This is a genomic window from Mycolicibacterium tusciae, from assembly GCF_002086795.1.
GTDB classification, from domain to species: Bacteria; Actinomycetota; Actinomycetes; order Mycobacteriales; family Mycobacteriaceae; genus Mycobacterium; species Mycobacterium tusciae.
In genome coordinates this window covers 1-21,685 of record NZ_MVIM01000007.1, presented here as the reverse complement: position 1 = coordinate 21,685, position 21,685 = coordinate 1, and the positions used below count along the sequence as shown (strand labels likewise).

Sequence of the window (21,685 nt, the reverse complement as noted above, 5' to 3'; positions counted from 1 at the left end):
CACCGGTGCGGGTCATGGGGGTCGTGAACGTCACCGACGACTCCTTCTCCGATGGCGGGTTGTTCCTCGACCGGGACCGGGCCGTCGCCCACGGTCTTGCGCTCGCGGCCGACGGTGCAGCGATCGTCGACGTCGGCGGTGAGTCGACGCGTCCGGGGGCTACCCGTATCGATCCAGAGGTCGAAACGGCGCGCGTGGTACCTGTGATCAAAGAGCTTGCCGGACAAGGCCTTACCGTCAGTATCGACACCATGCACGCAGCGGTGGCGCAGGCCGCGCTGGAGAACGGCGCGCAGATCGTCAACGACGTGTCCGGGGGCCGGGCCGACCCGGGCATGGCCCCCCTGCTGGCCGACGCGAAAGTTCCGTGGGTGCTGATGCATTGGCGCTCGGTCGGATCTGCCCGACCGCATGACGTACCCGCCTACGGCGATGTCGTCGCCGAGGTTCGTGACGAACTGATGGCCAGTGTCGACGCCGCGGTGGCCGCGGGGGTGGATCCCGGGAACGTGATCATCGATCCCGGACTCGGTTTCGCCAAGACCGCAGAACACAATTGGGCGCTGCTGCGAGCGCTGCCCGAGTTCGTCGGTACCGGGGTGCCCGTGCTGGTCGGCGCATCCCGCAAGCGCTTCCTCGGCTCGTTGCTCGCCGGTCCGGACGGTGCGCCACGCCCACCCGACGGCAGGGAAACCGCGACGGCTGTCATCTCCGCGCTCGCCGGTCTGTATGGCGCATGGGGGGTGCGGGTGCACGACGTGCGGGCGTCCGTCGACGCGGTCAAGGTACTGGAGGCCTGGCGTGGCTGATCGAATCGAGCTGCGCGGGTTGACCGTTCGTGGTCACCACGGGGTGTTCGAGCACGAGCGCCGCGACGGCCAGGACTTCATTGTCGACATCATCGTCTGGGTGGACCTCGCTGCCGCGGCAGTGAGCGACGATCTTGCCGACACCCTCGACTACGGGGAGCTGGCGCAGCGCGCAGCCGACATCGTCGCCGGGCCGCCGCGCAACCTGATCGAGACGGTCGCCGGGGAGATCGCCGATGGCGTGATGTCCGACGAACGGGTACACGCCGTCGAGGTGGTCGTGCACAAGCCGGCCGCACCGATCCCGCTGAACTTCGCCGATGTGGCGGTGGTGGCCCGCCGGTCGCGGCGCGGCGGGCGGGGCAACCCGGGAGTCGAGGCATGACACAAGTCGTGTTGTCCATCGGGTCGAACCTGGGTGACAGGCTCGCGCAACTGCAGTCGGTGGTCGACGGCCTCGGCGGCGCGGTGCGCGCGGTGTCACCGGTTTACGAGACCGATCCTTGGGGCGGCGTCGAACAGGGCGCGTTCCTCAACGCGGTGGTGATCGCGGACGACCCCGCCCTGGACGCCCGCGGGTGGCTGCGTCGCGCGCAGGAATTCGAACGCGCCGCCGGCCGCGTCCGCGACGAACGGTGGGGCCCCCGCACTCTCGACGTCGACCTCGTCATGTGCAGCGACGGCGGTCGCGAGATCACGTCGGCGGATGACGAGCTGACGTTGCCGCACCCGCTGGCGCACGAGCGAGCGTTTGTGCTCGTACCGTGGCTCGCCGTCGATCCCGCAGCCGTCCTGACCGTTGCGGGCGAGCGGCGGTCCGTCGAGAAATTGATCACCGAACTCGACCGCGCCGACCGCGACGGGGTGCGGTTGACCGACTCGGCGCTGAGCTGATGGGTCCCACCCGCAAGCGCGACCTCACCGCCGCGACCGCGGCAGCTGCGGTGGCGGCCTATCTGCTCGTGCTCCTGCTGTACCGGTTCTTTCCGCCTATCACCCTGCTGTCCGGGGTGTCGTTGCTGCTGGTCGCAGCCGCAGAGGCGGGCTGGGCCTGGTACGTGAGGTCCAAGATCAACGAGGGGCACATCGGAGACGGCCCCGGCTGGCTGCATCCCCTTGCGGTCGCCCGATCCGTGTCCATCGCCAAGGCCTCGGCGTGGGTGGGCGCGGTGGTGCTCGGCTGGTGGCTGGGCGTGCTCGCGTACCTGTTGCCAAGGCGCTCGACTTTGCGAGTCGCGGGCGAGGACACCGCGGGCGCGGTGGTCGCCGCTGTGTGTGCCCTCGCGCTGGTGGCTGCCGCGCTGTGGTTGCAGCATTGCTGCAAGTCTCCGCCGGAACCGCCCGACAACCCTGACGGCGCAACGGAGTAACCGGTTTCGAGGCGTACCAGCCGAATCGCCGGAGAGGTCGACACGCTGAGTGACCTGTGGCGGTACAGTCGCCCCATGACCGAACCGGCACGCAGCGCCAGGCCTCGGCGCAGCGCGCGCCGACCGGGTTGGGTGCTGCTGACGGTGTTGCTGGTGCTCGCGATCGGGTCCAGTTCGGCCCTTGTCTTCACCGATCGGGTGGAGTTGCTGAAACTCGCGGTCATTCTGGCGCTCTGGGCCGCGGTGGTGGCGGCCTTCGTATCGGTCATCTATCGCAGACAGAGCGATATCGACCAGGCGAAGGTCCGTGACCTCAAGCTCGTCTACGACTTGCAGCTCGATCGTGAGATCTCCGCACGCCGGGAGTACGAGCTGTCGGTGGAGACGCAACTGCGCCGTGAGCTGGTCTCCGAAATTCGCGCGCAGGCCGCCGACGAGGTGGCGGGCCTCCGGGCCGAGCTGGCCGCGCTGCGCGCCAACCTCGAGATCCTGTTCGACGCCGACCTGTCACATCGGCCCGCGCTCGAGCACGACCGATCCACCGCCCGGTCCTTCGACTGGTCGCCCACCCCCGAGACCGCGGGCCGGGTCACCGCCAGCCGCATCGACACCGAGGATCGCGACGACGCCGACTTCCACACCGATGAGAGCCCGATCATCGACGTGCCGGAGGAACCGCATCCGCCCCAGGACGAGTGGGTGGCGCCCGCGAGTTCGGGCGGAGCACATCGCCGGGGTGTGGAAGCTGACCGGGAGAACCGCCGGCACGCGCCGGCGTCACCGGTGCCGCCGCCCACGGACAACGAACGCACCACCCAATTCACTTGGCCGACAGCCCAGGAGCCCCCGAAGCCGCCGGAGCCTGTGCAAGCGCCGCCACCGCCACAGCCACCACCACCGCCACCGCCCCCGGCCCCCGAACCCGCGCCCGTATCCGAATGGCGGCCCGCGCCGGCCGAGGGTCGGTGGAGTCCGCCGGGGACACCGGGCAGCAACTGGGTGTCGCCGACACCTCCACCGACGCCTCCACCGCCGCCGCCGACCGAGCAGGGGCCCGCCGATAACGGCTCCCCCGGCGAGTACGTCGGCCGACGGCGCGCACCCGCACCCGACGCTGCGCATTCGCAGCCCGCAATGTCGACACCGCCGCCCGAGTCGCCGCGGCGCGGCAAGCATTCGGCTCCGCCGGAGGCCGTCGACCCCGGCAGGCCAGCACCGTCGCCGGCCCTGGCCACCGAACCCTCTGAGCCGCCGCCCCAGGCCGAGCCCGAGCCGCCCACGTCGCGGCGTCACCGCAGTTCCGACGACGAAGCGACCGGCGGCCAGTCGGTGGCCGACCTGCTCGCGCGGTTGCAAGCGACCCCGTCCGGGGGCGGCCGTCGCCGGCGCCGCGACGAGTGAGTTAGGCTTTCTTGACCGTCCGGTACCCGCATCGCAGGACCGGAACGAAGAACTCTCTACATTCAGCGAGGTCGACTTCATGGACTTCATGGGGACCCCCTCTGACGGATTCCGCCCTGCGCGGCTCACGATCGGCGTCATTTCCGCTGGTCGAGTGGGTACCGCGCTCGGCGTCGCCTTGGAACGGGCTGAGCATGTCGTCGTCGCGTGCAGCGCCATATCGCACGCGTCACGCGAGCGGGCGCAGCGTCGGCTACCTGACACCGCAGTGCTGCCGGTCGATGAGGTCGCCGGCCGAGCCGAACTCCTGCTGCTGGCGGTGCCCGACGCGGCACTGCCGGGACTGGTCTCCGGGCTCGCCGCCACGGGTGCGGTACGTCCGGGCACGATCGTCGCGCATACGTCGGGGGCCAACGGCATCGGCGTGCTGGCGCCACTGACCGCACAGGATTGCATACCGCTGGCCATTCACCCGGCCATGACGTTCACCGGAGGGGACGAGGACATCGCGCGCCTGTCCGAGGCGTGCTTCGGGGTCACCGCCGCCGACGAGATCGGCTACGCGATCGCCCAGTCGCTCGTGTTGGAGATCGGCGGCGAACCGTTCCGCATCCGTGAAGACGCCCGGACGCTGTACCACGCAGCGCTGGCGCATGTGAGCAACCACCTTGTCACCGTGGTGCTCGACGCGGTCGAGGCGCTGCGCTCCGCACTGTGGGGTCAGGAACTGCTCGGGCAGGAGATCGTCGGCGAGGCACCCGGCGGTATCGCCGAGCGGGTCGTCGGTCCGCTGGCGCGTGCGTCGCTGGAGAACGCGTTGGTGCGCGGCCAGGGCGCCCTGACCGGTCCGGTGGCGCGGGGTGACGCCGAAGCGGTCGCCCGTCATCTGGAGGCGCTGACAGAAGTGGATCCTCAACTCGCACAGGCATATCGGGCTAACTCCCTGCGTACCGCGCAGCGTGCTCATGCCCCCGACGAGGTGTTCGCCGTGCTTGGAGATGTCCGATGATCACCACCGGAAAGCCGCAATTCAACACGGGCGAACTCAACATCTACTCATCGCCGCGGGACGTCTCCGACGTCACCAGGGCGCTTCGGGCGACCGGCCGCAGGATCATGCTGGTTCCGACGATGGGTGCGCTGCACGAGGGCCACCTCACGCTGATCCGTTCGGCGAAACGAGTCCAGGGCGCGGTCGTGGTGGTGTCGATCTTCGTGAACCCGTTGCAGTTCGGCGCGAATGAGGACCTCGACGCGTACCCGCGCACAGTCGAAACCGACCTCGCCGCGCTGCGCGACGAACGCGTCGACATCGTCTTCACGCCGACGGCAACGGACATGTACCCCGACGGCATGCGCACCACCGTTCACCCCGGCCCGCTCGGCGCCGAACTCGAAGGTGCAGCGCGCCCAACACATTTCGCCGGTGTGCTCACCGTCGTACTCAAGCTTCTCAACATCGTCCACCCGGACCGCGCCTTCTTCGGTGAGAAGGACTACCAGCAGCTGACACTGATCCGGCAGATGGTGCTGGACCTGGACGTTGGCACACAAATCGTCGGTGTACCGATCGTTCGCGAACCCGACGGTCTGGCGATGTCGTCACGCAACCGCTACCTCGACGACGTCGAACGCGAACAGGCAGGGGCACTTTCGGCGGCCCTGCTCGCGGGCATGTACGCGGCCGGTGAGGGGGCGACCGCCGCACTGGACGCGGCCCGCGCCGTGCTCGACGAGGTGCCCGCCATCGACCTGGACTACCTGGAGGTGCGCGACCCGATGCTGGGACCGGCACCGTCAGTGGGTATGGCACGCATGCTGGTCGCGGGCCGGCTCGGACGAACCCGACTTCTGGACAACATCGCCATCGACATCGGACTGCCGTCCGGCCCCGGTCCGAACGTCGAGTACGACGAACACGAATTACCCTGGAGGAATTGATGTTACGGACAATGCTGAAATCCAAGATCCACCGGGCGACGGTGACCCAAGCCGATCTGCACTACGTCGGCTCGGTCACCATCGACGCCGACCTGATGGATGCCGCCGACCTGCTCGAAGGCGAGCAGGTGACGATCGTGGACATCGACAACGGAGCGCGCCTGGTGACCTATGCGATCACCGGTGAGCGCGGCAGCGGAGTGATCGGGATCAACGGCGCAGCAGCCCATCTGGTGCATCCGGGCGATCTGGTGATCCTGATCGCATACGGCACGATGGAGGACTCCGAAGCGCGCAGTTATCAGCCGCGGGTGGTCTTCGTCGACGCCGACAACAAGCAGATCGATCTCGGTCATGACGCCGCCTACGTGCCGGCCGATGCGGCCGAACTGATGTCGCCGCGGTAATCTCGTGCTGCTCGCTATCGACGTTCGCAACACCCACACCGTCGTCGGACTGGTGTCGGGTTCTGGCGATCACGCAAAAGTGTTGCACCACTGGCGGATACGCACCGAATCCGAGGTGACCGCCGACGAATTGGCGCTGACGATCGACGGGCTGATCGGCGACGACGCCGAGCAGCTCACCGGCGCCGCCGGATTGTCCACGGTGCCCTCGGTCCTGCACGAGGTGCGCCTGATGCTCGAGCAGTACTGGCCCTCGGTGCCGCACGTGCTCATCGAGCCGGGTGTGCGCACCGGCGTCCCGCTGCTGGTGGACAACCCCAAGGAGGTCGGCGCCGACCGTATCGTCAACTGCCTGGCCGCCTTCCACAAGTACGGCACCGCGGCGATCGTCGTCGACTTCGGCTCCTCGATCTGCGTGGACGTCGTTTCGGCCAAGGGAGAGTTCCTCGGCGGCGCCATCGCGCCCGGCGTGCAGGTGTCATCCGATGCGGCGGCGGAACGCTCGGCGGCGCTCCGGCGCGTCGAGCTGACCCGGCCGCGGTCGGTCGTCGGCAAGAACACCGTCGAGTGCATGCAGGCCGGCGCGGTGTTCGGATTCGCGGGCCTGGTGGACGGATTGGTCAACCGCATCCGCGCCGATGTCGACGGGTTCGGCGGCGACGACGTCACCGTGGTGGCCACCGGGCACGGGGCACCCCTGGTGCTGCCGGACCTGCACACCGTCGAGCATTACGACCAGTACCTGACCCTCGACGGACTGCGGCTGGTGTTCGAGCGCAACCGCGACAGTCAGCGGGGCCGCCTCAAGCAGGCGCGGTAGCGACCCGCTTTAGAAGAACGTACGGATCAGGTCGACGACGCGACCGCCCTCGTCGAGCACGGGGATCATCGGCCATTTGTCGAAAACCGTGCACGGATGGCTGATTCCGAACTCCACCCAATCGCCGACCTCCACGCCGTCGTCGCCGAGGCGCAGGTACGCGTGCTGGTCGTTGAGTTTGACCACGCGTGCCGTCGTCAAACCGTAGGGCACGGGTAGATCCTGGTCGAAGGACACGTCGCGGCGGCCCATCGTCAGCACCGCGAGATCCGGTTCTGGCCGCGACATCACCTGAGACCACACTCGCAACGCCGGTCGCAGCCCCTCCCGCAGCGGAGACGTGCGGCGGTACAGGCCGTCGTCGTGCGTCAGATAGCACCCGCTACGCAGGACCGTGCGCACGCTCATATCCGCGGGCCATTCGGTGAGCGCGTCGGCGACCGCGTCGAAGTACGTGCTGCCGCCCGCCGTCGCGAAGATTCGATCGGTTTCGAAGATCGGCGCCAGCCGCAGCACCGCCGCACGGACGTCGGCCAGATACGAACGGACCGCCGCCACGGCCTCGGGCGCCACGTCATGTCCGAGCGCCGCCTCGTAGCCGGCCACGCCGATCAGCCGCAGCCGAGGCGATGCGGCGACGGCACGGGCCACCGTATCGACGCCGTCCGCGTCCCGGCACCCGGTGCGTCCGCCCGGCATGCCGACCTCGACGCAGACATCCACCGGCCGTACCGCGCCCGCCGCCGTCAGCGCCGAGGTCATCAGCTCGACGCCGCGCACCGAGTCGACCCAGCACACCAGGCCGAAGTCGGCATCGGCGTCGAGTTCGGCGGCCAGCCACCGCAGCGCGGCCGCGTCGACCACCTCATTGGCGAGCACGACGTCGCGCACGCCGAACGCACGGAAGATCCGGACCTGGCTGACGGTGGCGGCCGTGACCGCGCACGCACCCGCCTCGAACTGGCGTGCCAGCAGCTGAGGAGCCATGTGCGTCTTCCCGTGCGGCGCCAACTCGACCCCGCGCTCCCTGCACCACTGCGCCATCGTGGCGAGGTTCGCCGAAAGCGCGTCCGCGAGCAGCACGCAGACCGGGCCGACGGCGTCGTCGCCGAACAGACGAGGTGACGCTGCGCACACGTCGGCGGGCGTGCGACCCCACCACGACGCAGGCAGGCCCTTGAACCGCCAGTCCAGTGGCTCCAGGGCCAGAGCCGCGACGGCCGCTGCGTTGATGGGCGCGCTCATGAGTTGATTTAAGCTGGCCAGTCGTGACCGCACCTGATCCGCCCGAAGCCGACATCCCTGAGCAGTACCGGATCCGCCAGGGCAAGCGGGAACGTCTGCTGGCCGAAGGGCGCGAGCCGTACCCGGTCGAGGTCGACCGCACCCACACGCTCGCCGAGATCCGCGAGACCTACCCCGACCTGGAGGCCAACGCCGAGACTGGCCTCGTCGTCGGTGTCGCGGGTCGGGTCATGTTCGCCCGTAATTCCGGAAAGCTGTGTTTCGCCTCGTTGCAGGAGGGCGACGGCACGCAACTGCAGGTCATGATCAGCCTCGACAAGGTCGGGCAGGAGTTGCTGGATGCGTGGAAGTCCGACGTCGACCTCGGCGACATCGTTTTCGTTCACGGCGAGGTGATCAGCTCGCGGCGCGGAGAACTATCCGTGCTCGCCGATTCTTGGCAAATTGTCTCCAAGGCATTGCGTCCACTTCCTGTTGCGCACAAAGAGATGAGCGAAGAGTCCCGAGTGCGGCAGCGCTATGTGGATTTGATCGTGCGCCCAGAGGCCCGCACCATCGCGCGTCAGCGGGTCGCCGTAGTCCGAGCGGTGCGGTCGGCGCTGGAACGACGCGGTTTTCTCGAGGTCGAGACGCCGATCCTGCAGACGTTGGCAGGCGGCGCGGCGGCCCGGCCGTTCGTGACCCACTCCAATGCACTCGATGCGGATCTCTACCTCCGTATCGCACCGGAGCTTTTCCTGAAGCGCTGCCTCGTCGGTGGATTCGAGCGGGTCTTCGAGTTGAATCGGGTGTTCCGAAACGAAGGCGCGGATTGGACGCATTCACCGGAATTCGCAATGCTCGAGACATATCAGGCGTACGGCACGTACGACGATTCCGCAGTCGTCACCAGGGAGATAATTCAGGAGGTCGCCGACGAGGCGATCGGCACCAGAAAGGTCCCATTGCCTGATGGCAGTGTCTACGATCTCGACGGCGAATGGCAGTCAATACAAATGTATCCGTCGCTCTCGGAAGCACTTGGTGAAGAGATCACTCCGGATACACCTGCCGAACACTTATGGGCCATCGCCGATCGACTCGATGTCGAGATTCCACGCGACCGCGGTTACGGCCACGGAAAATTGGTCGAGGAGTTGTGGGAGCACACCGTGGGAAACACCCTGTGGGCGCCTACTTTTGTCAGGGACTTTCCCGTCGAGACGACGCCGCTGACGCGCGCGCATCGCAGCATTGACGGAGTCACCGAGAAATGGGATCTGTACGTGCGGCGCATCGAGCTGGCGACCGGCTACTCCGAACTCATCGACCCGGTTATCCAACGCGAAAGGTTCGAAGCCCAAGCGCGTGCAGCCGCCGCCGGTGACGACGAGGCAATGGTGCTGGACGAGGATTTCCTTGCGGCCCTGGAGTACGCGATGCCACCCTCGACTGGCACTGGAATGGGCATCGATAGATTGTTGATGGCTTTGACGGGACTGTCGATTCGGGAGACAGTTCTGTTCCCGATAGTTCGACGTCACGGCGGCTGATCTAAGCCGAACTTGCCGGATTTCCGACCATGTTGAATGGGGTGTCTTAATATGGCACATTGGGTCGGGGGATCAAGACTTATCAATTCATGAAGGTTGCTCCCGAGAAGGGCAGAGTGGGCTAATGGCGAAAAAAGTGACCGTCACGCTGGTCGATGATTTCGACGGCGAGGGCGGAGCCGATGAGACAGTTGAATTCGGGCTCGACGGCGTCAGCTACGAGATCGACCTTTCTTCGAAGAATGCCACCAAGCTGCGCAATGACCTCAAGCAATGGGTCGAGGCCGGACGCCGGGTCGGCGGCCGTCGCCGCGGACGTTCGGCGGGGTCGGGCCGCGGACGGGCGGCGATCGACCGGGAGCAGAGCGCCGCGATTCGGGACTGGGCCCGCCGCAATGGACACAATGTGTCCACGCGTGGGCGAATTCCAGCAGACGTCATCGACGCATTCCATGCGGCAACGTAAATAACTCGCGCCTTCGCAATATCTCGCCCGTTCGCTGGCCGCGAACCCCGCAGGAGAGCCCTGCGGAAACAATCAGGCGGCCCGGACGTTGACACCAATGGCACCACAGACCAGCCGCCTCGCCGAATGACGGCGCCCCTGTTCCGCTAAGAGCAGACCGGGAGGCGGGGCGGGCTGGTCCGCCGCCCATTAGAGTGGACGGCAGGTGCGGTGCACTTCTTCAAGTGCAGGGCGCCGAGTCAATGATGGAGAGCAGGTAACCACCGATGTTCGAGAGATTCACCGACCGCGCCCGCAGGGTCGTCGTCCTGGCTCAAGAAGAAGCCCGGATGCTCAACCACAACTACATCGGAACCGAGCACATCCTCCTTGGGCTCATTCATGAGGGGGAAGGCGTAGCCGCCAAGTCGCTGGAGTCGCTGGGGATTTCGCTCGAGGGCGTGCGCAGCCAGGTCGAGGAGATCATCGGCCAGGGCCAGCAGGCGCCGTCCGGCCACATTCCGTTCACCCCCCGCGCCAAGAAGGTGCTGGAACTGTCGCTGCGCGAGGCGCTGCAGCTCGGTCACAACTACATCGGCACCGAGCACATCCTGCTCGGCCTGATTCGTGAGGGCGAGGGCGTCGCCGCCCAGGTGCTCGTGAAACTCGGCGCCGAGCTGACCCGGGTACGCCAGCAGGTGATCCAGTTGCTGAGCGGTTACCAGGGCAAGGAGACCGCGGAAGCCGGTACCGGCGGGCGTGGCGGCGAGGCGGGCAACCCGTCGACGTCGCTGGTGCTCGACCAGTTCGGCCGCAACCTCACCGCCGCCGCGATGGAAGGCAAGCTCGATCCGGTCATCGGCCGTGAGAAGGAAATCGAGCGGGTCATGCAGGTGCTGAGCCGCCGCACCAAGAACAACCCGGTGCTGATCGGCGAGCCCGGCGTCGGCAAGACCGCCGTCGTCGAGGGGCTGGCGCAGGCGATCGTGCACGGTGAGGTTCCCGAGACGCTGAAGGACAAGCAGCTGTACACGCTTGACCTGGGCTCGCTGGTCGCAGGCAGCCGTTACCGCGGTGACTTCGAGGAACGCCTCAAGAAGGTGCTCAAGGAGATCAACACCCGCGGCGACATCATCCTGTTCATCGACGAGCTGCACACGCTCGTGGGTGCGGGTGCCGCCGAGGGCGCCATCGACGCCGCATCGATCCTGAAGCCGAAACTGGCCCGCGGGGAGCTGCAGACCATCGGCGCGACCACCCTCGACGAGTACCGCAAGTACATCGAGAAGGACGCCGCCCTGGAGCGCCGCTTCCAGCCGGTCCAGGTGGGCGAGCCGACGGTCGAGCACACCATCGAGATCCTCAAGGGACTGCGCGATCGCTACGAGGCGCACCACCGGGTTTCGATCACCGATCCCGCGATCGTGGCCGCGGCCACCCTGGCCGACCGCTACATCAACGACCGGTTCCTGCCGGACAAGGCGATCGACCTGATCGACGAGGCAGGCGCGCGCATGCGCATCCGCCGGATGACCGCTCCGCCGGACCTTCGCGAGTTCGACGAGAAGATCGCCGAGGCGCGCCGCGAGAAGGAATCAGCGATCGACGCGCAGGACTTCGAGAAGGCCGCCAGCCTGCGCGACAAAGAGAAGCAACTCGTCGCACAGCGTGCCGAGCGTGAAAAGCAGTGGCGCTCAGGTGATCTCGATGTCGTCGCCGAGGTCGACGACGAGCAGATCGCCGAGGTGCTGGGCAACTGGACCGGCATCCCCGTGTTCAAGCTGACCGAGGAGGAGACCACTCGGCTGCTGCGCATGGAAGAGGAGATCCACAAGCGGATCATCGGCCAGGAGGACGCCGTCAAGGCTGTCTCCAAGGCGATCCGGCGTACCCGCGCGGGTCTCAAGGATCCCAAGCGGCCGTCGGGCTCGTTCATCTTCGCCGGCCCGTCCGGTGTGGGTAAGACCGAGCTGTCCAAGGCACTGGCCAACTTCCTGTTCGGCGACGACGACGCGCTCATCCAGATCGACATGGGCGAGTTCCACGACCGGTTCACCGCCTCGCGGCTGTTCGGCGCCCCTCCGGGATACGTCGGCTACGAGGAGGGCGGCCAGCTCACCGAGAAGGTGCGCCGCAAACCGTTCTCCGTGGTGCTGTTCGACGAGATCGAGAAGGCCCACCAGGAGATCTACAACAGCCTGTTGCAGGTCCTCGAGGACGGCCGTCTCACCGACGGTCAGGGACGCACGGTGGACTTCAAGAACACCGTGTTGATCTTCACCTCGAACCTCGGCACGTCCGACATCAGCAAGGCCGTCGGGCTCGGCTTCACCCAGGGTGGCGGTGAGAACAACTACGAGCGGATGAAGCAGAAGGTCAACGACGAGCTGAAGAAGCACTTCCGCCCGGAGTTCCTCAACCGCATCGACGACATCATCGTCTTCCATCAGTTGACTCGCGACGAGATCATCCAGATGGTCGACCTGATGATCGGCCGGGTGGAGAAGCAGCTCAAGGGCAAGGACATGGCCATGGAGCTGACGGACAAGGCCAAGTCCCTGCTTGCCAAGCGCGGCTTCGACCCCGTGCTCGGGGCCCGGCCGCTGCGCCGGACCATCCAGCGCGAGATCGAGGACCAGCTGTCCGAGAAGATCCTCTTCGAGGAGGTCGGTCCCGGCCAGCTCGTCAAGGTCGATGTCGACAACTGGGACGGCGAAGGCGCGGGCGAGGACGCGGTCTTCACGTTCGTCGGCACCAAGAAGCCGGCCAAGGTCGAGGAGCCGGACCTGGCTCAGGCCGGCGCCGCGGGCGCGACGAGCGTCGAGTAATCGCCAACGACACGAAGGCCCCGAAACCATGCGGTTTCGGGGCTTTTGTGTTGCGAATGGATGACCGGACGCCCGAACGCTGGACCGTTTGCTTAGGATGCTGATGTAATCGACGGGCGAAGGAATCTGGTGAGAATCCAGAACGGTCGCGCCACTGTGAAGTCAGACCCGACGTCCGTCGTCAACACCTGAAGCTGGGACGCGAAATCCCGGGAAGGACCTGACAATGACATCTCCTGAGGCCCGCAAGAGTATTGCGACGCCCCTCGACTTCTCCGCCACCAAGGCGGCAGTCTGGCTGACCCTCACGGCATTCTTCGCGCTGCTGGTCATCTATTTCATCGGGATGGACCAGGGCGCCACGTCGGTGTTCGGAAACAACACCATGGTTCACGAGTTCGTGCATGACGCGCGACATCTGCTCGGCTTCCCCTGCCACTGATCGCGCAGAGGAACCCCCACAGACAATGGAAAAGCAGATCATTTGGCGTGGCTTACTTGCCGGCGCCGCCGCGGGAGTGCTGTCGTTCATCTTCTCCCGAATTTTCATCGAGCCCGTGATCGACCAGGCCATCGGATACGAGGACGGCATCGGTGCCGCCCACGAGGCGCTCAGCGGTGCCACGGGCGGACATGACCATGGCGGCGGCGGCGGTTTCGAAGGCTTCACCCGCGCCGTTCAGATGAACATCGGCATGGGGCTGGGAGTGCTGCTCTACAGCATCGCCATCGGCGCCTTGTTCGCCGTCGTCTTCGCGGTCGCCTACGGCCGGGTCGGCAACATCTCGGCCCGGCTGCTGTCGCTGTACGTCGCGGGCGGCATGTTGCTGAGCGTCTTCATCGTGCCCGCGCTGAAGTACCCGCCGAGCCCGCCCGCGCTCAGCCTCGACGAGACGCTTCGTCAGCGCACGCTGCTGTACCTGCTGATGGTGGCGTTGTCCGCGGCACTGCTGGTTGCGGCGGTCTACCTCGGCCGACGGCTCAACGCGAAGCTCGGTGTCTGGAACGCGATGCTGGCGGCCGCCGGTGCGTATATCGCGGCGACCGCGATCGTGATGCTCGTGCTGCCGACCATCGACGAGACCCCGGGTCCGCTGCTCGATGACGCGGGCAACATCGTCTACGAAGGCTTCCCCGCCGACCTCCTCTACGACTTCCGGTTGTTCTCGTTCGGGAACCAGCTGGTCATCTACTTGACGATCGGTCTGGTCTTCGGTGCGATGGCGGCGAAGATGCTCGGCGATAAGCGACGGGACACTGTTTCGGTGTGAGTGAGGTCGTCCGGCTGACCCTCGTATCGCACGCCATGACCGATGCGATGGCAGCCGGACGGTTCGCCACCGACGAGCCACTGAACGCTGTCGGTCATCGCCAGGTCGACTCCTCGATCGAACTCGGCGTCTCCGAGCGGGCCTACTGCGGACCCGAGAAGCGGACGCGGCAAACCGCGGAATTGCTTGGCCTGCAGGCAGGTATCGACACCCGGCTGGCGGATCTGGACTGCGGCCGCTGGCGTGGTGACGTCCTCGGCAGGGTCGATGCGGCGGATCTCGCGATCTGGCTGACGGACCCGACACGCGCACCGCACGGTGGCGAGTCCGTCGTCGACCTGATCGACCGCGTCAAGGGCTGGATGGACTCACTGACGGCCGATCGGGCCCGGCTGGTCGCCGTCACGCATCCATCCGTGATCCGCGCAGCCATCGTGATCGCTCTGGACGCGCCGCCGAAGTCGTTCTGGCGCATCGATATTGCACCGGCGAGCCGGACGGTCCTGCATTTCCGCGGACACGCCTGGACACTGCGGTCGAACCGCTAGTGTCGTGCGTCATCGGATCACAATGTCGGCCTGAGAGCGTGGCCGTGCATATATAGCCGCGGCGGGGCTGTCAGCGCGACATTGCGTCGGCGTCTGAGGCGCGGCTGACAACCATTGCAATTCCATTCGTGTGGATCTAGCTCACTGGAATCAAGCCGAATGTCTTGTGCGCTACCGACAACAGCCAGCCCGCGGCGGTCTGACTGCGAAAGCGGGGCCAGTTCAGCTGGAAGCTGACCACCCACGGCTGGCCGGTGCGGTCGACGGCGTACCAGCTGAATGTCAGATCCCCGGGCAGGTTTCCGCCTTTGGCGCCGATATAGGGAAACTTCGACTCGTCCAGCGAAATCCCGGGAACTGCGGAGAGGATTTCTCGTACCGGGGCGGCTTCACCGACCGCGGCGGCCTGTAGAGCGGCATGTACGCGGCAGATGTCGGACGCACTGCCGTACCACTCGGCGCCGTATTCGGATGCCGGAGTGCCGGTACGGACTGGGTCTGGTTGGAACGGGCGGGAATTCGTCTGCTCGAGCAGCTGCGCGCGAACCTGTGGAGAGGCCTGCTTCCATTGCTCACGAAGGTCGGGCTGACCCCAGCCGATCGAGAACAGCTCGTGCATGGTCGGAAACGGTGTCATGCTCGCCGGGTCGTGATGGCCCGCGGTGACGAGCGCACGCTCGACCGCACCGGGGCCGAGGCGCGCGATCAGCAGGTCGGTCGCCATGTTGTCGCTCGCCGAGATCATCTCCTGCGCGGCCTTGCGCACCGACACCTGCGCACCGGGCGCGAGCTCCTGAAGCCCAGCGGATCCGACGGCCTTGGCCTCTTTGGTGATCGTGAGCGGGTCCGTCCATTCGAGCGTGCCCGCCTTCACCGCTTCCGCAACCGCAAGCAGCACATACAGTTTGAAGATCGACGCCAGCGGCAGCGAGAGATCGACGTTCGTGCCCGCGACCGTCGTGCATCTCCCGTCGTTGACCTTCGAGACCTGGTAGGAATACCGCGCGCCCGTCTTCGACAGTTCGGTGTCGACGTCCTGCCACGTGTTGATCTGGGGTTCTTCCAGTGACACCTCGAACCGGTCGACGAGTCCTGCATCGTTGGTGCGCAGCGAAATGTCTTGTGCGACACCGTATGACGTCAGCACGTGCAGGGTCGCCTGCCCGGCTCCGATGTCGATCCCCGCGACCGTGATCGGGCGGTCCAACCACAGGTTGCCCATGGCGGATGTCACCTCGTTGACCTGTTCAGGGGCAGCCAGTGTGCGCACCCCGACCGTGCCGATGGGCCACTCGGAGTTGAGCATGTCGATGGTCTGTTTGGCGCGCAGACCCTGGGGGGTGTTGATCTCGATGGGCACGCCATAGGTCGCGTCGGCCGTGGGGACCGGCGCCGCGGTGTTGGTACAGCCGCATGCCAGCGCGACGACCAGCGCGACGGCCGACAGCGGACCGGTCGCGCGGCGCGCCCTACTTACTGCCAGCAACGTCCAGGACAACCTCGAACTCCAGCAGCGAAGCGCCGGTGGCCACGGGGTTGGCGGCCTGTCCCTTGTGTGCCTCGATGGCCGGGCCCGTCGCCCATGCCTGAAACGCCTCTTCGGACTCCCACTGAGTCACCACGAAATAGCGGTCCTCGCCCTTGATCGGGCGCAGCAGCTGAAACCCGAGGAAGCCGGGCTGGTTGTCGACGGCGTGCGCGCGGTGCGCGAATCGCTTCTCCAGCTCGGGGCCGGCGTCGGGCGGTACCTCGATTGCGTTGATCTTCACCACGGTGTTTGGGGCGGACATGCAGATCAGGTTACCGTGCGCTCCCATGGCCCCCGACCTGCTGACGCCCCGAGGAGGAGTCGGCGAGCCGCTGGTCCTCGTACACGGCTTGATGGGCCGAGGCAGCACGTGGTCGCGGCAGCTGCCGTGGCTGACCCGGCTGGGTCAGGTGTACACCTATGACGCGCCGTGGCACCGCGGTCGTGATGTCGACGATCCGTATCCGATCAGCACCGAGCGGTTCGTCGCCGACCTTGGTGACGCCATCGCGACGCTGGGCGCCCCGGCCGTCATGGTCGGACATTCGATGGGCGCGCTGCACTCGTGGTGTCTGGCGGCGAGCCGGTCCGAACTGGTACGCGCGCTCGTCGTGGAGGACATGGCTCCGGACTTCCGGGGCCGCACGACTGGCCCGTGGGAACCGTGGCTGCATGCGTTGCCGGTCGAATTCAACACGGCGCAAAGGGTTTACGACGAGTTCGGACCCGTCGCCGGACAGTACTTCCTCGAGGCGTTCGACAAGACCGACACCGGTTGGCGGCTGCACGGGCACACGAAGACGTGGATCGAGATCGCCGCCGAGTGGGGCACCCGCGACTACTGGCAGCAGTGGTCGACGGTGCGGGTGCCCTCGCTGCTGTTGGAGGCGGGTAACTCCGTCACGCCGCCGGGACAGATGCGCACAATGGCGGAAACAGGCCACCGGACGACGTATCTGCACGTGCCCGGCGCCGGCCACCTGATTCACGACGATGCGCCGCAGATCTATCGAGACGCGGTCGAGTCGTTTCTAGCGACCCTCGCTCAGCGACCCTGACGAGGGCCAGAACGGGTGCTGCTCGAAGCGCGTGCGCACGGCGTCGGCGTCATGGTCGATGCGGAAGGCGTCGCGGTCGTCCTCGAAGTACCGACCCGTCATGGGGCCGGCCATCCGGAACTGGTCGAGTCGCAGCCGCAGCGATCCGGAGCGATGAGCGGCCCAGCTGAGGGCCACTGCCACCGCCAGGGGGGCGATCAGGATGAGGAAGGTGAGTGCAGTGGTCATGGCAGTAATGCTCCGCTCACAAATATTCCGCCAACAGTGGCAGGAAGGACACCTTAGGATAAAATGCTGCCATGGCAATAAAGAGCGTATCGGCGCTGGTGCTGGACGGTCTAGCGATTTTTGAGTTCGGCGTCATCTGCGAGGTTTTCGGCATCGACCGCTCGGCGGAGGGCGTGCCCAATTTCGATTTCAAGGTCTGTGGGCCGGAACCCGGCAAGCCGCTGCGGACCTCTGTCGGCGCGACGATCACCCCCGACCACGGCCTTGACGACCTTGTCGGAGCGGACCTGGTGGCCATTCCCGCGATCGGCGGATCGGACTACCTACCTGCGGCGCTTGAGGCGGTGAAAGCTGCCGCCGACTCCGGGTCGATCATCCTGACGGTGTGCTCGGGCGCGTTCGTCGCGGGCGCCGCGGGGCTGCTCGACGGCAGGCCTTGCACCACGCACTGGATGCACGCCGACGACCTGGCCCGCCAGTATCCGACCGCGAAGGTCGATCGCAATGTGCTGTTCGTTGATGACGGCAATCTGATCACCAGCGCGGGGACCGCGGCGGGTATTGACGCGTGCCTGCATCTGGTTCGCCGCGAACTCGGCAGTGAGGTCACGAACAAGATCGCGCGCCGGATGGTGGTGCCACCGCAGCGCGACGGCGGTCAACGGCAGTACATCGATCAACCGATCCCGGTGCGATGCTCGGAACGCTTTGCGCCCCAACTCGACTGGATCCTGGGCAACCTCGACCAGCCGCACACGGTCGCCAGCCTTGCCGCCCGTGCGCACATGTCGGCGCGCACATTCGCGCGCAGGTTCGTCGAGGAAACCGGCCGCACGCCGATGCAGTGGGTCACCGATCAGCGCGTGCTCTACGCCCGCAGCCTGCTCGAAGAGTCCGATCTCGACATCGACCGGATCGCCGAGCGATCCGGCTTCGGCACCGCGACGCTCCTGCGGCACCACTTCCGCCGGATCATCGGCGTCACACCGTCGGACTACCGGCGCAGGTTCTGCTGCACCGACAGCGATTCCGGCGACGAGGAAGCGGCCACCGCCTGACGCTATTCGCGCACCAGCGCATAGACCCGCCATCGGCCGGGCACACCCTTGAGGTCATGCTCGCCTCGGTCGTCGAAAGCCAGTCGTGATCCCGTCACGATCTCGCGCACCGTCGAGGACACCAGCACCTCGCTCGCGCCCGCCAGCCCCGCCACCCGCGCCCCGATGTGCACCGCCATCCCGGCGATGTCGTCACCGCGCACCTCGACCTCCCCCGCATGGATGCCCACCCGCACCTCGATGCCGAGTTGGCGCACCGCGTCGACGACCGCGGACGCGCACTGGATGGCCGCGCTGGGGCTGGGGAACATGGCGACGAAGCCGTCGCCGACGGTGTTGACCTCGATGCCCCGGAACCGCTCGAGCTCGCGACGGACGACGGTGTCGTGGTTGTCGAGCAGCGCGTGCCACCGGTCGTCGCCGAGGGCGGCCGCGCGCTGAGTCGACCCGACGATGTCGGTGAACACGATGGTGGTCAGGACGCGTTCGAATTCGGCGCCGCGGCGCGAACCTGTGACGAACTCTTCGATCTCGTCGAGGATCGGCGAGCTGTCGCCGACCCAGTACAGCGAGTCCGCGCCCGGCAACTCGACATAGCGGGCGTCCGCAATGTGCTCGGCCAGATATCGGCCGTGGCCGACCGGAACAAAGGCGGTATCCCTGCGATGCAGCACCAGCGTCGGCGCCGTGATGTGTGGCAGCTTCTCCCGCACGTCGCCTTCCGCCAGCGCCTGGCTCGACCTGCGGGCCATGCTGGGTGAGGCCGCCCGGTTGCCCGCGGCGTCCCACCAGGTCCGGAACGCGATGTCGTCGGAGACCGACGGCGCCACTAGGGCCAAGACGTCGAATCCCCGCTCGACGGCATCGGGTTCGACCGCAACGGTGGTGAACGGGCTCGCCGCAGTCGCGCGCGATCCCGGCTCGTAATCGGGTGCCCACAGCGCTCGCGCGGCACCGTTGGCGATGACCAACTTCGATACCCGCTCCGGGCGATCACCGGCCAGAAAAAGTGCACTCATCGCGGAGAACCCGGTCGCGAACACGGTGGCGTGCTCCGAGCCGACGGCATCCATCACGGCGACGACGTCCTCTGCCCAGCAGGCCGGGGTGATCTTGTCGGCTCCGATCCGCGACGACATGCCCATGCCTCGGTGGTCGAACCTGATCAGTCTGCAGAACGACGCCAGTCGCCGGTGAAACCGGTACATCGAGGGTTCGGCGTCGATGGAGTCGATCGGGACGAACGGGCCGGGCATGACGACGACGTCGACGGGACCATCGCCGAGTACCTGGTACGCGATGTCCAAGTCGCCGCGCGATGCGTAGCGAGTCCGCGGCGCCCCCGAACCGGTCACAGCCACAGCACCAGGCTAACTAGTCGCCTTCACCGGCAAGTGCGAAACGCCCGTCTGCGGTCTGCTCGACCAGCCCGTCGACCAACAGCGAATCCAGCGCACGATCCCGCTGCGCGGTGTCGTTCAGCCACGCCATGTCGAGCTGGGCCCTGGGGACGGGAGAGTCGTTGCCGCGCAACACATCCAGTAGCCTGCCGCGCACCTGGCGGTCGGTCCCGGCGTAACGCTGAACCCGGCGCACCGGCGCTGCCGCCTCCGGATAACCTCTCGAGCGCCACGCGCAGACACTCAACGGGCACAGCCCGCACCGGGGTGTGCGCGCCGTGCACACCGTCGCTCCGAGTTCCATCAACGCCACCGAAAACGTTGGCGCGTCGGCACTATCGGGCAGCAGCGCCGCGACGTCGTCGAGATCGCGAACCGAAGACGGGGAGTCTGCGCGTCCGTGCACCACCCTGGCCACCACCCGGCGCACGTTGGTGTCCACGACGGGCACCCGCTTGCGGTAGGCGAAGCAGGCAACGGCCCTTGCGGTGTACGTGCCGACGCCGGGAAGGGTCAGCAACGTCTCGATGTCCGACGGCACGACGTCGTCGTGCTCGGTGGCGATCACCGTCGCGCACTCGTGCAGCCGCTTGGCGCGGCGCGGGTAGCCGAGCTTTCCCCACGCGCGCAGCACATCGGCCGCGCTCGCGGCCGCGGTCGCCGACGGGGTCGGCCAGCGCTCGATCCACGCCAGCCAGATCGGCTCGACCCGCGCGACCGGTGTCTGCTGAAGCATGAATTCGCTGACCAGAATCTGCCACGGCGAGACGGCGGTTCGCCGCCACGGCAGATCGCGCTGCTCGGTGCGGTACCAATCGAGCAGCTGGGGCACAATGTCGGTCATGCCCAACACCAGCCCCGTGACCGCGTGGAAAGCACTCAAAGAGGGTAACGAGCGGTTCGTCGCGGGTAAGCCTGAGCACCCAAGCCAGGGAATCGAATACCGAGCGAGCCTGACCGCCGCGCAGAAGCCGATCGCCGCCTTGTTCGGCTGCGGCGACAGCCGAGTGGCCGCCGAGATCATCTTCGACCAGGGCCTCGGAGACATGTTCGTCGTCCGCACCGCCGGTCATGTCATCGACTCTGCGGTGCTCGGCTCGATCGAATTCGCGGTCACGGTGCTCAATGTGCCGCTGATCGTCGTCCTCGGTCACGACAGCTGCGGTGCGGTGAAGGCGACACTTTCGGCGCTCGACGACGGTGTGGTGCCCGGCGGCTACGTGCGTGACATAGTCGAACGGGTGATGCCGTCGATCCTGGCGGGCCGCCGCGAGGGACTGAGCAGGGTGGACGAGTTCGAGGCCCGGCACGTCACGGAGACCGGCGCGCAGCTGATGTCCCGATCGACCGCCATCGCCCAACGTGTCGCGGCGGGCAGCTTGGCGATCGTCGGCCTGACCTACCAACTGGCCGACGGCCGCGTGGTTTTGCGGGACCATCTCGGCGACATCGGCGAAAGCTGAGTCCAGGCTCACTCGCGACACGCCGGGCGACCTCGGACGAACAGGCATAACCCGGCCTTACCGTGTGAATTGTGCTGGATCTAGAACCGCAGGGCCCACTACCCCAACAGATTTACTGGCGCCGCAGGGCACTGGCGCTGGGCGTTGCGGCGATCGTCATCGGCGTGATCGCAGCCCTCTCTGTCGTGATCATCAAGTCCACGGGCGGCACCGAGAACACCGCCGCCGAACAGCCAGCCCCGCCTGCTGCGACGCCATTGCCTGGGGAGAACCCCGAGGTCAAGACCCCGGTCGTGCCGCCGGCGCAGAATGCCCCACCGCCGACCCCCACCC

The 21,685-nt window shown here is 66.9% G+C and carries 24 protein-coding genes, 1 pseudogene and 1 riboswitch; of the genes and pseudogenes, 19 read left to right on the top strand and 6 right to left on the bottom strand.

Annotated elements, in window-relative coordinates; all coding sequences use genetic code 11:
• Positions 1 to 5 precede the first annotated feature (5 nt).
• The 9 genes from folP (at position 6) to BST47_RS14395 (ending at position 6,748) form a co-directional block, all read left to right on the top strand.
• Positions 6 to 809, top strand: a complete 804-nt coding sequence (gene folP / locus BST47_RS14435; RefSeq protein ID WP_207568621.1) for a dihydropteroate synthase — start codon at positions 6 to 8, stop codon at positions 807 to 809.
• A complete protein-coding gene (folB, locus tag BST47_RS14430) occupies positions 802 to 1,194 on the top strand; it encodes a dihydroneopterin aldolase (RefSeq protein WP_083126218.1) in 393 nt (130 codons plus the stop codon). The genes folP and folB overlap by 8 nt, the downstream gene beginning before the upstream one ends.
• Entirely contained in the window at positions 1,191 to 1,703 is a 513-nt protein-coding gene (folK, locus tag BST47_RS14425; RefSeq protein WP_083126217.1) for a 2-amino-4-hydroxy-6-hydroxymethyldihydropteridine diphosphokinase, read from the top strand. Before folB ends, folK begins: the two co-directional genes overlap by 4 nt.
• Positions 1,703 to 2,179, top strand: a complete 477-nt coding sequence (locus tag BST47_RS14420) for a DUF3180 domain-containing protein (protein WP_083126215.1) — start codon at positions 1,703 to 1,705, stop codon at positions 2,177 to 2,179. Before folK ends, BST47_RS14420 begins: the two co-directional genes overlap by 1 nt.
• A gap of 75 nt (positions 2,180 to 2,254) precedes the next feature.
• The gene (locus BST47_RS30705; RefSeq protein WP_083126214.1) at positions 2,255 to 3,580 is read left to right on the top strand and encodes a DUF6779 domain-containing protein; all 1,326 of its coding nucleotides are present in this window, start codon (positions 2,255 to 2,257) and stop codon (positions 3,578 to 3,580) included.
• 88 nt (positions 3,581 to 3,668) lie between these two features.
• Positions 3,669 to 4,589, top strand: a complete 921-nt coding sequence (locus BST47_RS14410) for a Rossmann-like and DUF2520 domain-containing protein (protein WP_083126509.1) — start codon at positions 3,669 to 3,671, stop codon at positions 4,587 to 4,589.
• A complete protein-coding gene (panC, locus tag BST47_RS14405; RefSeq protein ID WP_083126213.1) occupies positions 4,586 to 5,521 on the top strand; it encodes a pantoate--beta-alanine ligase in 936 nt (311 codons plus the stop codon). The genes BST47_RS14410 and panC overlap by 4 nt, the downstream gene beginning before the upstream one ends.
• Positions 5,521 to 5,928 (top strand): aspartate 1-decarboxylase, encoded by a 408-nt coding sequence (gene panD / locus BST47_RS14400; RefSeq protein WP_083126212.1) that lies wholly within the window; start codon positions 5,521 to 5,523, stop codon positions 5,926 to 5,928. Before panC ends, panD begins: the two co-directional genes overlap by 1 nt.
• A gap of 4 nt (positions 5,929 to 5,932) precedes the next feature.
• The gene (locus BST47_RS14395) at positions 5,933 to 6,748 is read left to right on the top strand and encodes a type III pantothenate kinase (protein ID WP_083126211.1); all 816 of its coding nucleotides are present in this window, start codon (positions 5,933 to 5,935) and stop codon (positions 6,746 to 6,748) included.
• Positions 6,749 to 6,757: 9 nt separating this feature from the next.
• Here BST47_RS14395 and BST47_RS14390 read toward each other — a convergent pair whose 3' ends face one another.
• The gene (locus BST47_RS14390; protein ID WP_083126210.1) at positions 6,758 to 7,993 is read right to left on the bottom strand and encodes an alanine racemase; all 1,236 of its coding nucleotides are present in this window, start codon (positions 7,991 to 7,993) and stop codon (positions 6,758 to 6,760) included.
• A 23-nt stretch (positions 7,994 to 8,016) separates the two neighbouring features.
• On the opposite strand from BST47_RS14390, the gene lysS reads away from it, so the two are divergent.
• The 6 genes from lysS (at position 8,017) to BST47_RS14360 (ending at position 14,617) form a co-directional block, all read left to right on the top strand.
• Complete coding sequence (gene lysS, locus BST47_RS14385; protein WP_083126209.1) at positions 8,017 to 9,525, top strand: lysine--tRNA ligase; 1,509 nt, start codon at positions 8,017 to 8,019, stop codon at positions 9,523 to 9,525.
• A 124-nt stretch (positions 9,526 to 9,649) separates the two neighbouring features.
• Complete coding sequence (lsr2, locus tag BST47_RS14380) at positions 9,650 to 9,991, top strand: histone-like nucleoid-structuring protein Lsr2 (RefSeq protein ID WP_083126208.1); 342 nt, start codon at positions 9,650 to 9,652, stop codon at positions 9,989 to 9,991.
• Positions 9,992 to 10,257: 266 nt separating this feature from the next.
• Positions 10,258 to 12,798 (top strand): ATP-dependent protease ATP-binding subunit ClpC, encoded by a 2,541-nt coding sequence (gene clpC1 / locus BST47_RS14375; RefSeq protein WP_083126207.1) that lies wholly within the window; start codon positions 10,258 to 10,260, stop codon positions 12,796 to 12,798.
• A gap of 97 nt (positions 12,799 to 12,895) precedes the next feature.
• Positions 12,896 to 13,019: riboswitch (adenosylcobalamin (AdoCbl) riboswitch) on the top strand.
• A 5-nt stretch (positions 13,020 to 13,024) separates the two neighbouring features.
• Positions 13,025 to 13,240, top strand: a complete 216-nt coding sequence (locus tag BST47_RS14370; protein WP_083126206.1) for a CbtB domain-containing protein — start codon at positions 13,025 to 13,027, stop codon at positions 13,238 to 13,240.
• A 25-nt stretch (positions 13,241 to 13,265) separates the two neighbouring features.
• Positions 13,266 to 14,069 carry a CbtA family protein gene (locus BST47_RS14365; protein ID WP_083126205.1) on the top strand — a complete coding sequence of 268 codons (804 nt, stop codon included), beginning with the start codon at positions 13,266 to 13,268 and terminating at the stop codon, positions 14,067 to 14,069.
• Positions 14,066 to 14,617 carry a histidine phosphatase family protein gene (locus tag BST47_RS14360; RefSeq protein WP_083126204.1) on the top strand — a complete coding sequence of 184 codons (552 nt, stop codon included), beginning with the start codon at positions 14,066 to 14,068 and terminating at the stop codon, positions 14,615 to 14,617. The genes BST47_RS14365 and BST47_RS14360 overlap by 4 nt, the downstream gene beginning before the upstream one ends.
• Before the next feature lie 136 nt (positions 14,618 to 14,753).
• Here BST47_RS14360 and BST47_RS14355 read toward each other — a convergent pair whose 3' ends face one another.
• Both BST47_RS14355 and mhuD read right to left on the bottom strand, forming a co-directional pair.
• The gene (locus BST47_RS14355) at positions 14,754 to 16,103 is read right to left on the bottom strand and encodes a serine hydrolase (RefSeq protein WP_234809714.1); all 1,350 of its coding nucleotides are present in this window, start codon (positions 16,101 to 16,103) and stop codon (positions 14,754 to 14,756) included.
• Positions 16,087 to 16,407 carry a mycobilin-forming heme oxygenase MhuD gene (gene mhuD, locus BST47_RS14350; protein WP_083126508.1) on the bottom strand — a complete coding sequence of 107 codons (321 nt, stop codon included), beginning with the start codon at positions 16,405 to 16,407 and terminating at the stop codon, positions 16,087 to 16,089. The genes BST47_RS14355 and mhuD overlap by 17 nt, the downstream gene beginning before the upstream one ends.
• Positions 16,408 to 16,432: 25 nt before the next feature.
• On the opposite strand from mhuD, the gene BST47_RS14345 reads away from it, so the two are divergent.
• The gene (locus tag BST47_RS14345; protein ID WP_083126201.1) at positions 16,433 to 17,203 is read left to right on the top strand and encodes an alpha/beta fold hydrolase; all 771 of its coding nucleotides are present in this window, start codon (positions 16,433 to 16,435) and stop codon (positions 17,201 to 17,203) included.
• Here the strand turns inward: BST47_RS14345 and BST47_RS14340 are convergent.
• Positions 17,177 to 17,431: a hypothetical protein gene (locus BST47_RS14340; protein WP_083126200.1), complete on the bottom strand. Its 255-nt coding sequence runs from the start codon at positions 17,429 to 17,431 to the stop codon at positions 17,177 to 17,179. The genes BST47_RS14345 and BST47_RS14340 overlap by 27 nt on opposite strands.
• Before the next feature lie 71 nt (positions 17,432 to 17,502).
• Between BST47_RS14340 and BST47_RS14335 the strand changes: the two genes are divergently transcribed.
• Positions 17,503 to 18,489 carry a helix-turn-helix domain-containing protein gene (locus tag BST47_RS14335; RefSeq protein ID WP_083126199.1) on the top strand — a complete coding sequence of 329 codons (987 nt, stop codon included), beginning with the start codon at positions 17,503 to 17,505 and terminating at the stop codon, positions 18,487 to 18,489.
• A 2-nt stretch (positions 18,490 to 18,491) separates the two neighbouring features.
• Here BST47_RS14335 and BST47_RS14330 read toward each other — a convergent pair whose 3' ends face one another.
• Both BST47_RS14330 and BST47_RS14325 read right to left on the bottom strand, forming a co-directional pair.
• Positions 18,492 to 19,850: a bifunctional lipase/adenylate cyclase LipJ gene (locus BST47_RS14330; RefSeq protein ID WP_107528971.1), complete on the bottom strand. Its 1,359-nt coding sequence runs from the start codon at positions 19,848 to 19,850 to the stop codon at positions 18,492 to 18,494.
• 13 nt (positions 19,851 to 19,863) lie between these two features.
• Positions 19,864 to 20,733 (bottom strand): iron-sulfur binding domain-containing protein, encoded by an 870-nt coding sequence (locus tag BST47_RS14325; RefSeq protein WP_083126198.1) that lies wholly within the window; start codon positions 20,731 to 20,733, stop codon positions 19,864 to 19,866.
• On the opposite strand from BST47_RS14325, the gene BST47_RS14320 reads away from it, so the two are divergent.
• Together BST47_RS14320 and BST47_RS14315 are read left to right on the top strand one after the other, a co-directional pair.
• A complete protein-coding gene (locus tag BST47_RS14320) occupies positions 20,732 to 21,352 on the top strand; it encodes a carbonic anhydrase (protein ID WP_083126506.1) in 621 nt (206 codons plus the stop codon). The two genes, BST47_RS14325 and BST47_RS14320, sit on opposite strands and share 2 nt — an antisense overlap.
• A 71-nt stretch (positions 21,353 to 21,423) precedes the next feature.
• Positions 21,424 to 21,685, top strand: a pseudogene (locus BST47_RS14315) (hypothetical protein); the annotation flags it as partial.

Coding starts and splice junctions, on each gene's coding strand:
- folK (WP_083126217.1), top strand. CDS start 1,191: ATGACACAAGTCGTGTTGTCCATCGGGTCGAACCTGGGTGACAGGCTC.
- BST47_RS14420 (WP_083126215.1), top strand. CDS start 1,703: ATGGGTCCCACCCGCAAGCGCGACCTCACCGCCGCGACCGCGGCAGCT.
- BST47_RS30705 (WP_083126214.1), top strand. CDS start 2,255: ATGACCGAACCGGCACGCAGCGCCAGGCCTCGGCGCAGCGCGCGCCGA.
- BST47_RS14410 (WP_083126509.1), top strand. CDS start 3,669: ATGGGGACCCCCTCTGACGGATTCCGCCCTGCGCGGCTCACGATCGGC.
- panC (WP_083126213.1), top strand. CDS start 4,586: ATGATCACCACCGGAAAGCCGCAATTCAACACGGGCGAACTCAACATC.
- panD (WP_083126212.1), top strand. CDS start 5,521: ATGTTACGGACAATGCTGAAATCCAAGATCCACCGGGCGACGGTGACC.
- BST47_RS14390 (WP_083126210.1), bottom strand. CDS start 7,993: ATGAGCGCGCCCATCAACGCAGCGGCCGTCGCGGCTCTGGCCCTGGAG.
- lsr2 (WP_083126208.1), top strand. CDS start 9,650: ATGGCGAAAAAAGTGACCGTCACGCTGGTCGATGATTTCGACGGCGAG.
- clpC1 (WP_083126207.1), top strand. CDS start 10,258: ATGTTCGAGAGATTCACCGACCGCGCCCGCAGGGTCGTCGTCCTGGCT.
- BST47_RS14370 (WP_083126206.1), top strand. CDS start 13,025: ATGACATCTCCTGAGGCCCGCAAGAGTATTGCGACGCCCCTCGACTTC.
- BST47_RS14365 (WP_083126205.1), top strand. CDS start 13,266: ATGGAAAAGCAGATCATTTGGCGTGGCTTACTTGCCGGCGCCGCCGCG.
- mhuD (WP_083126508.1), bottom strand. CDS start 16,407: ATGTCCGCCCCAAACACCGTGGTGAAGATCAACGCAATCGAGGTACCG.
- BST47_RS14345 (WP_083126201.1), top strand. CDS start 16,433: ATGGCCCCCGACCTGCTGACGCCCCGAGGAGGAGTCGGCGAGCCGCTG.
- BST47_RS14340 (WP_083126200.1), bottom strand. CDS start 17,431: ATGACCACTGCACTCACCTTCCTCATCCTGATCGCCCCCCTGGCGGTG.
- BST47_RS14335 (WP_083126199.1), top strand. CDS start 17,503: ATGGCAATAAAGAGCGTATCGGCGCTGGTGCTGGACGGTCTAGCGATT.
- BST47_RS14320 (WP_083126506.1), top strand. CDS start 20,732: ATGCCCAACACCAGCCCCGTGACCGCGTGGAAAGCACTCAAAGAGGGT.
- BST47_RS14325 (WP_083126198.1), bottom strand. CDS start 20,733: ATGACCGACATTGTGCCCCAGCTGCTCGATTGGTACCGCACCGAGCAG.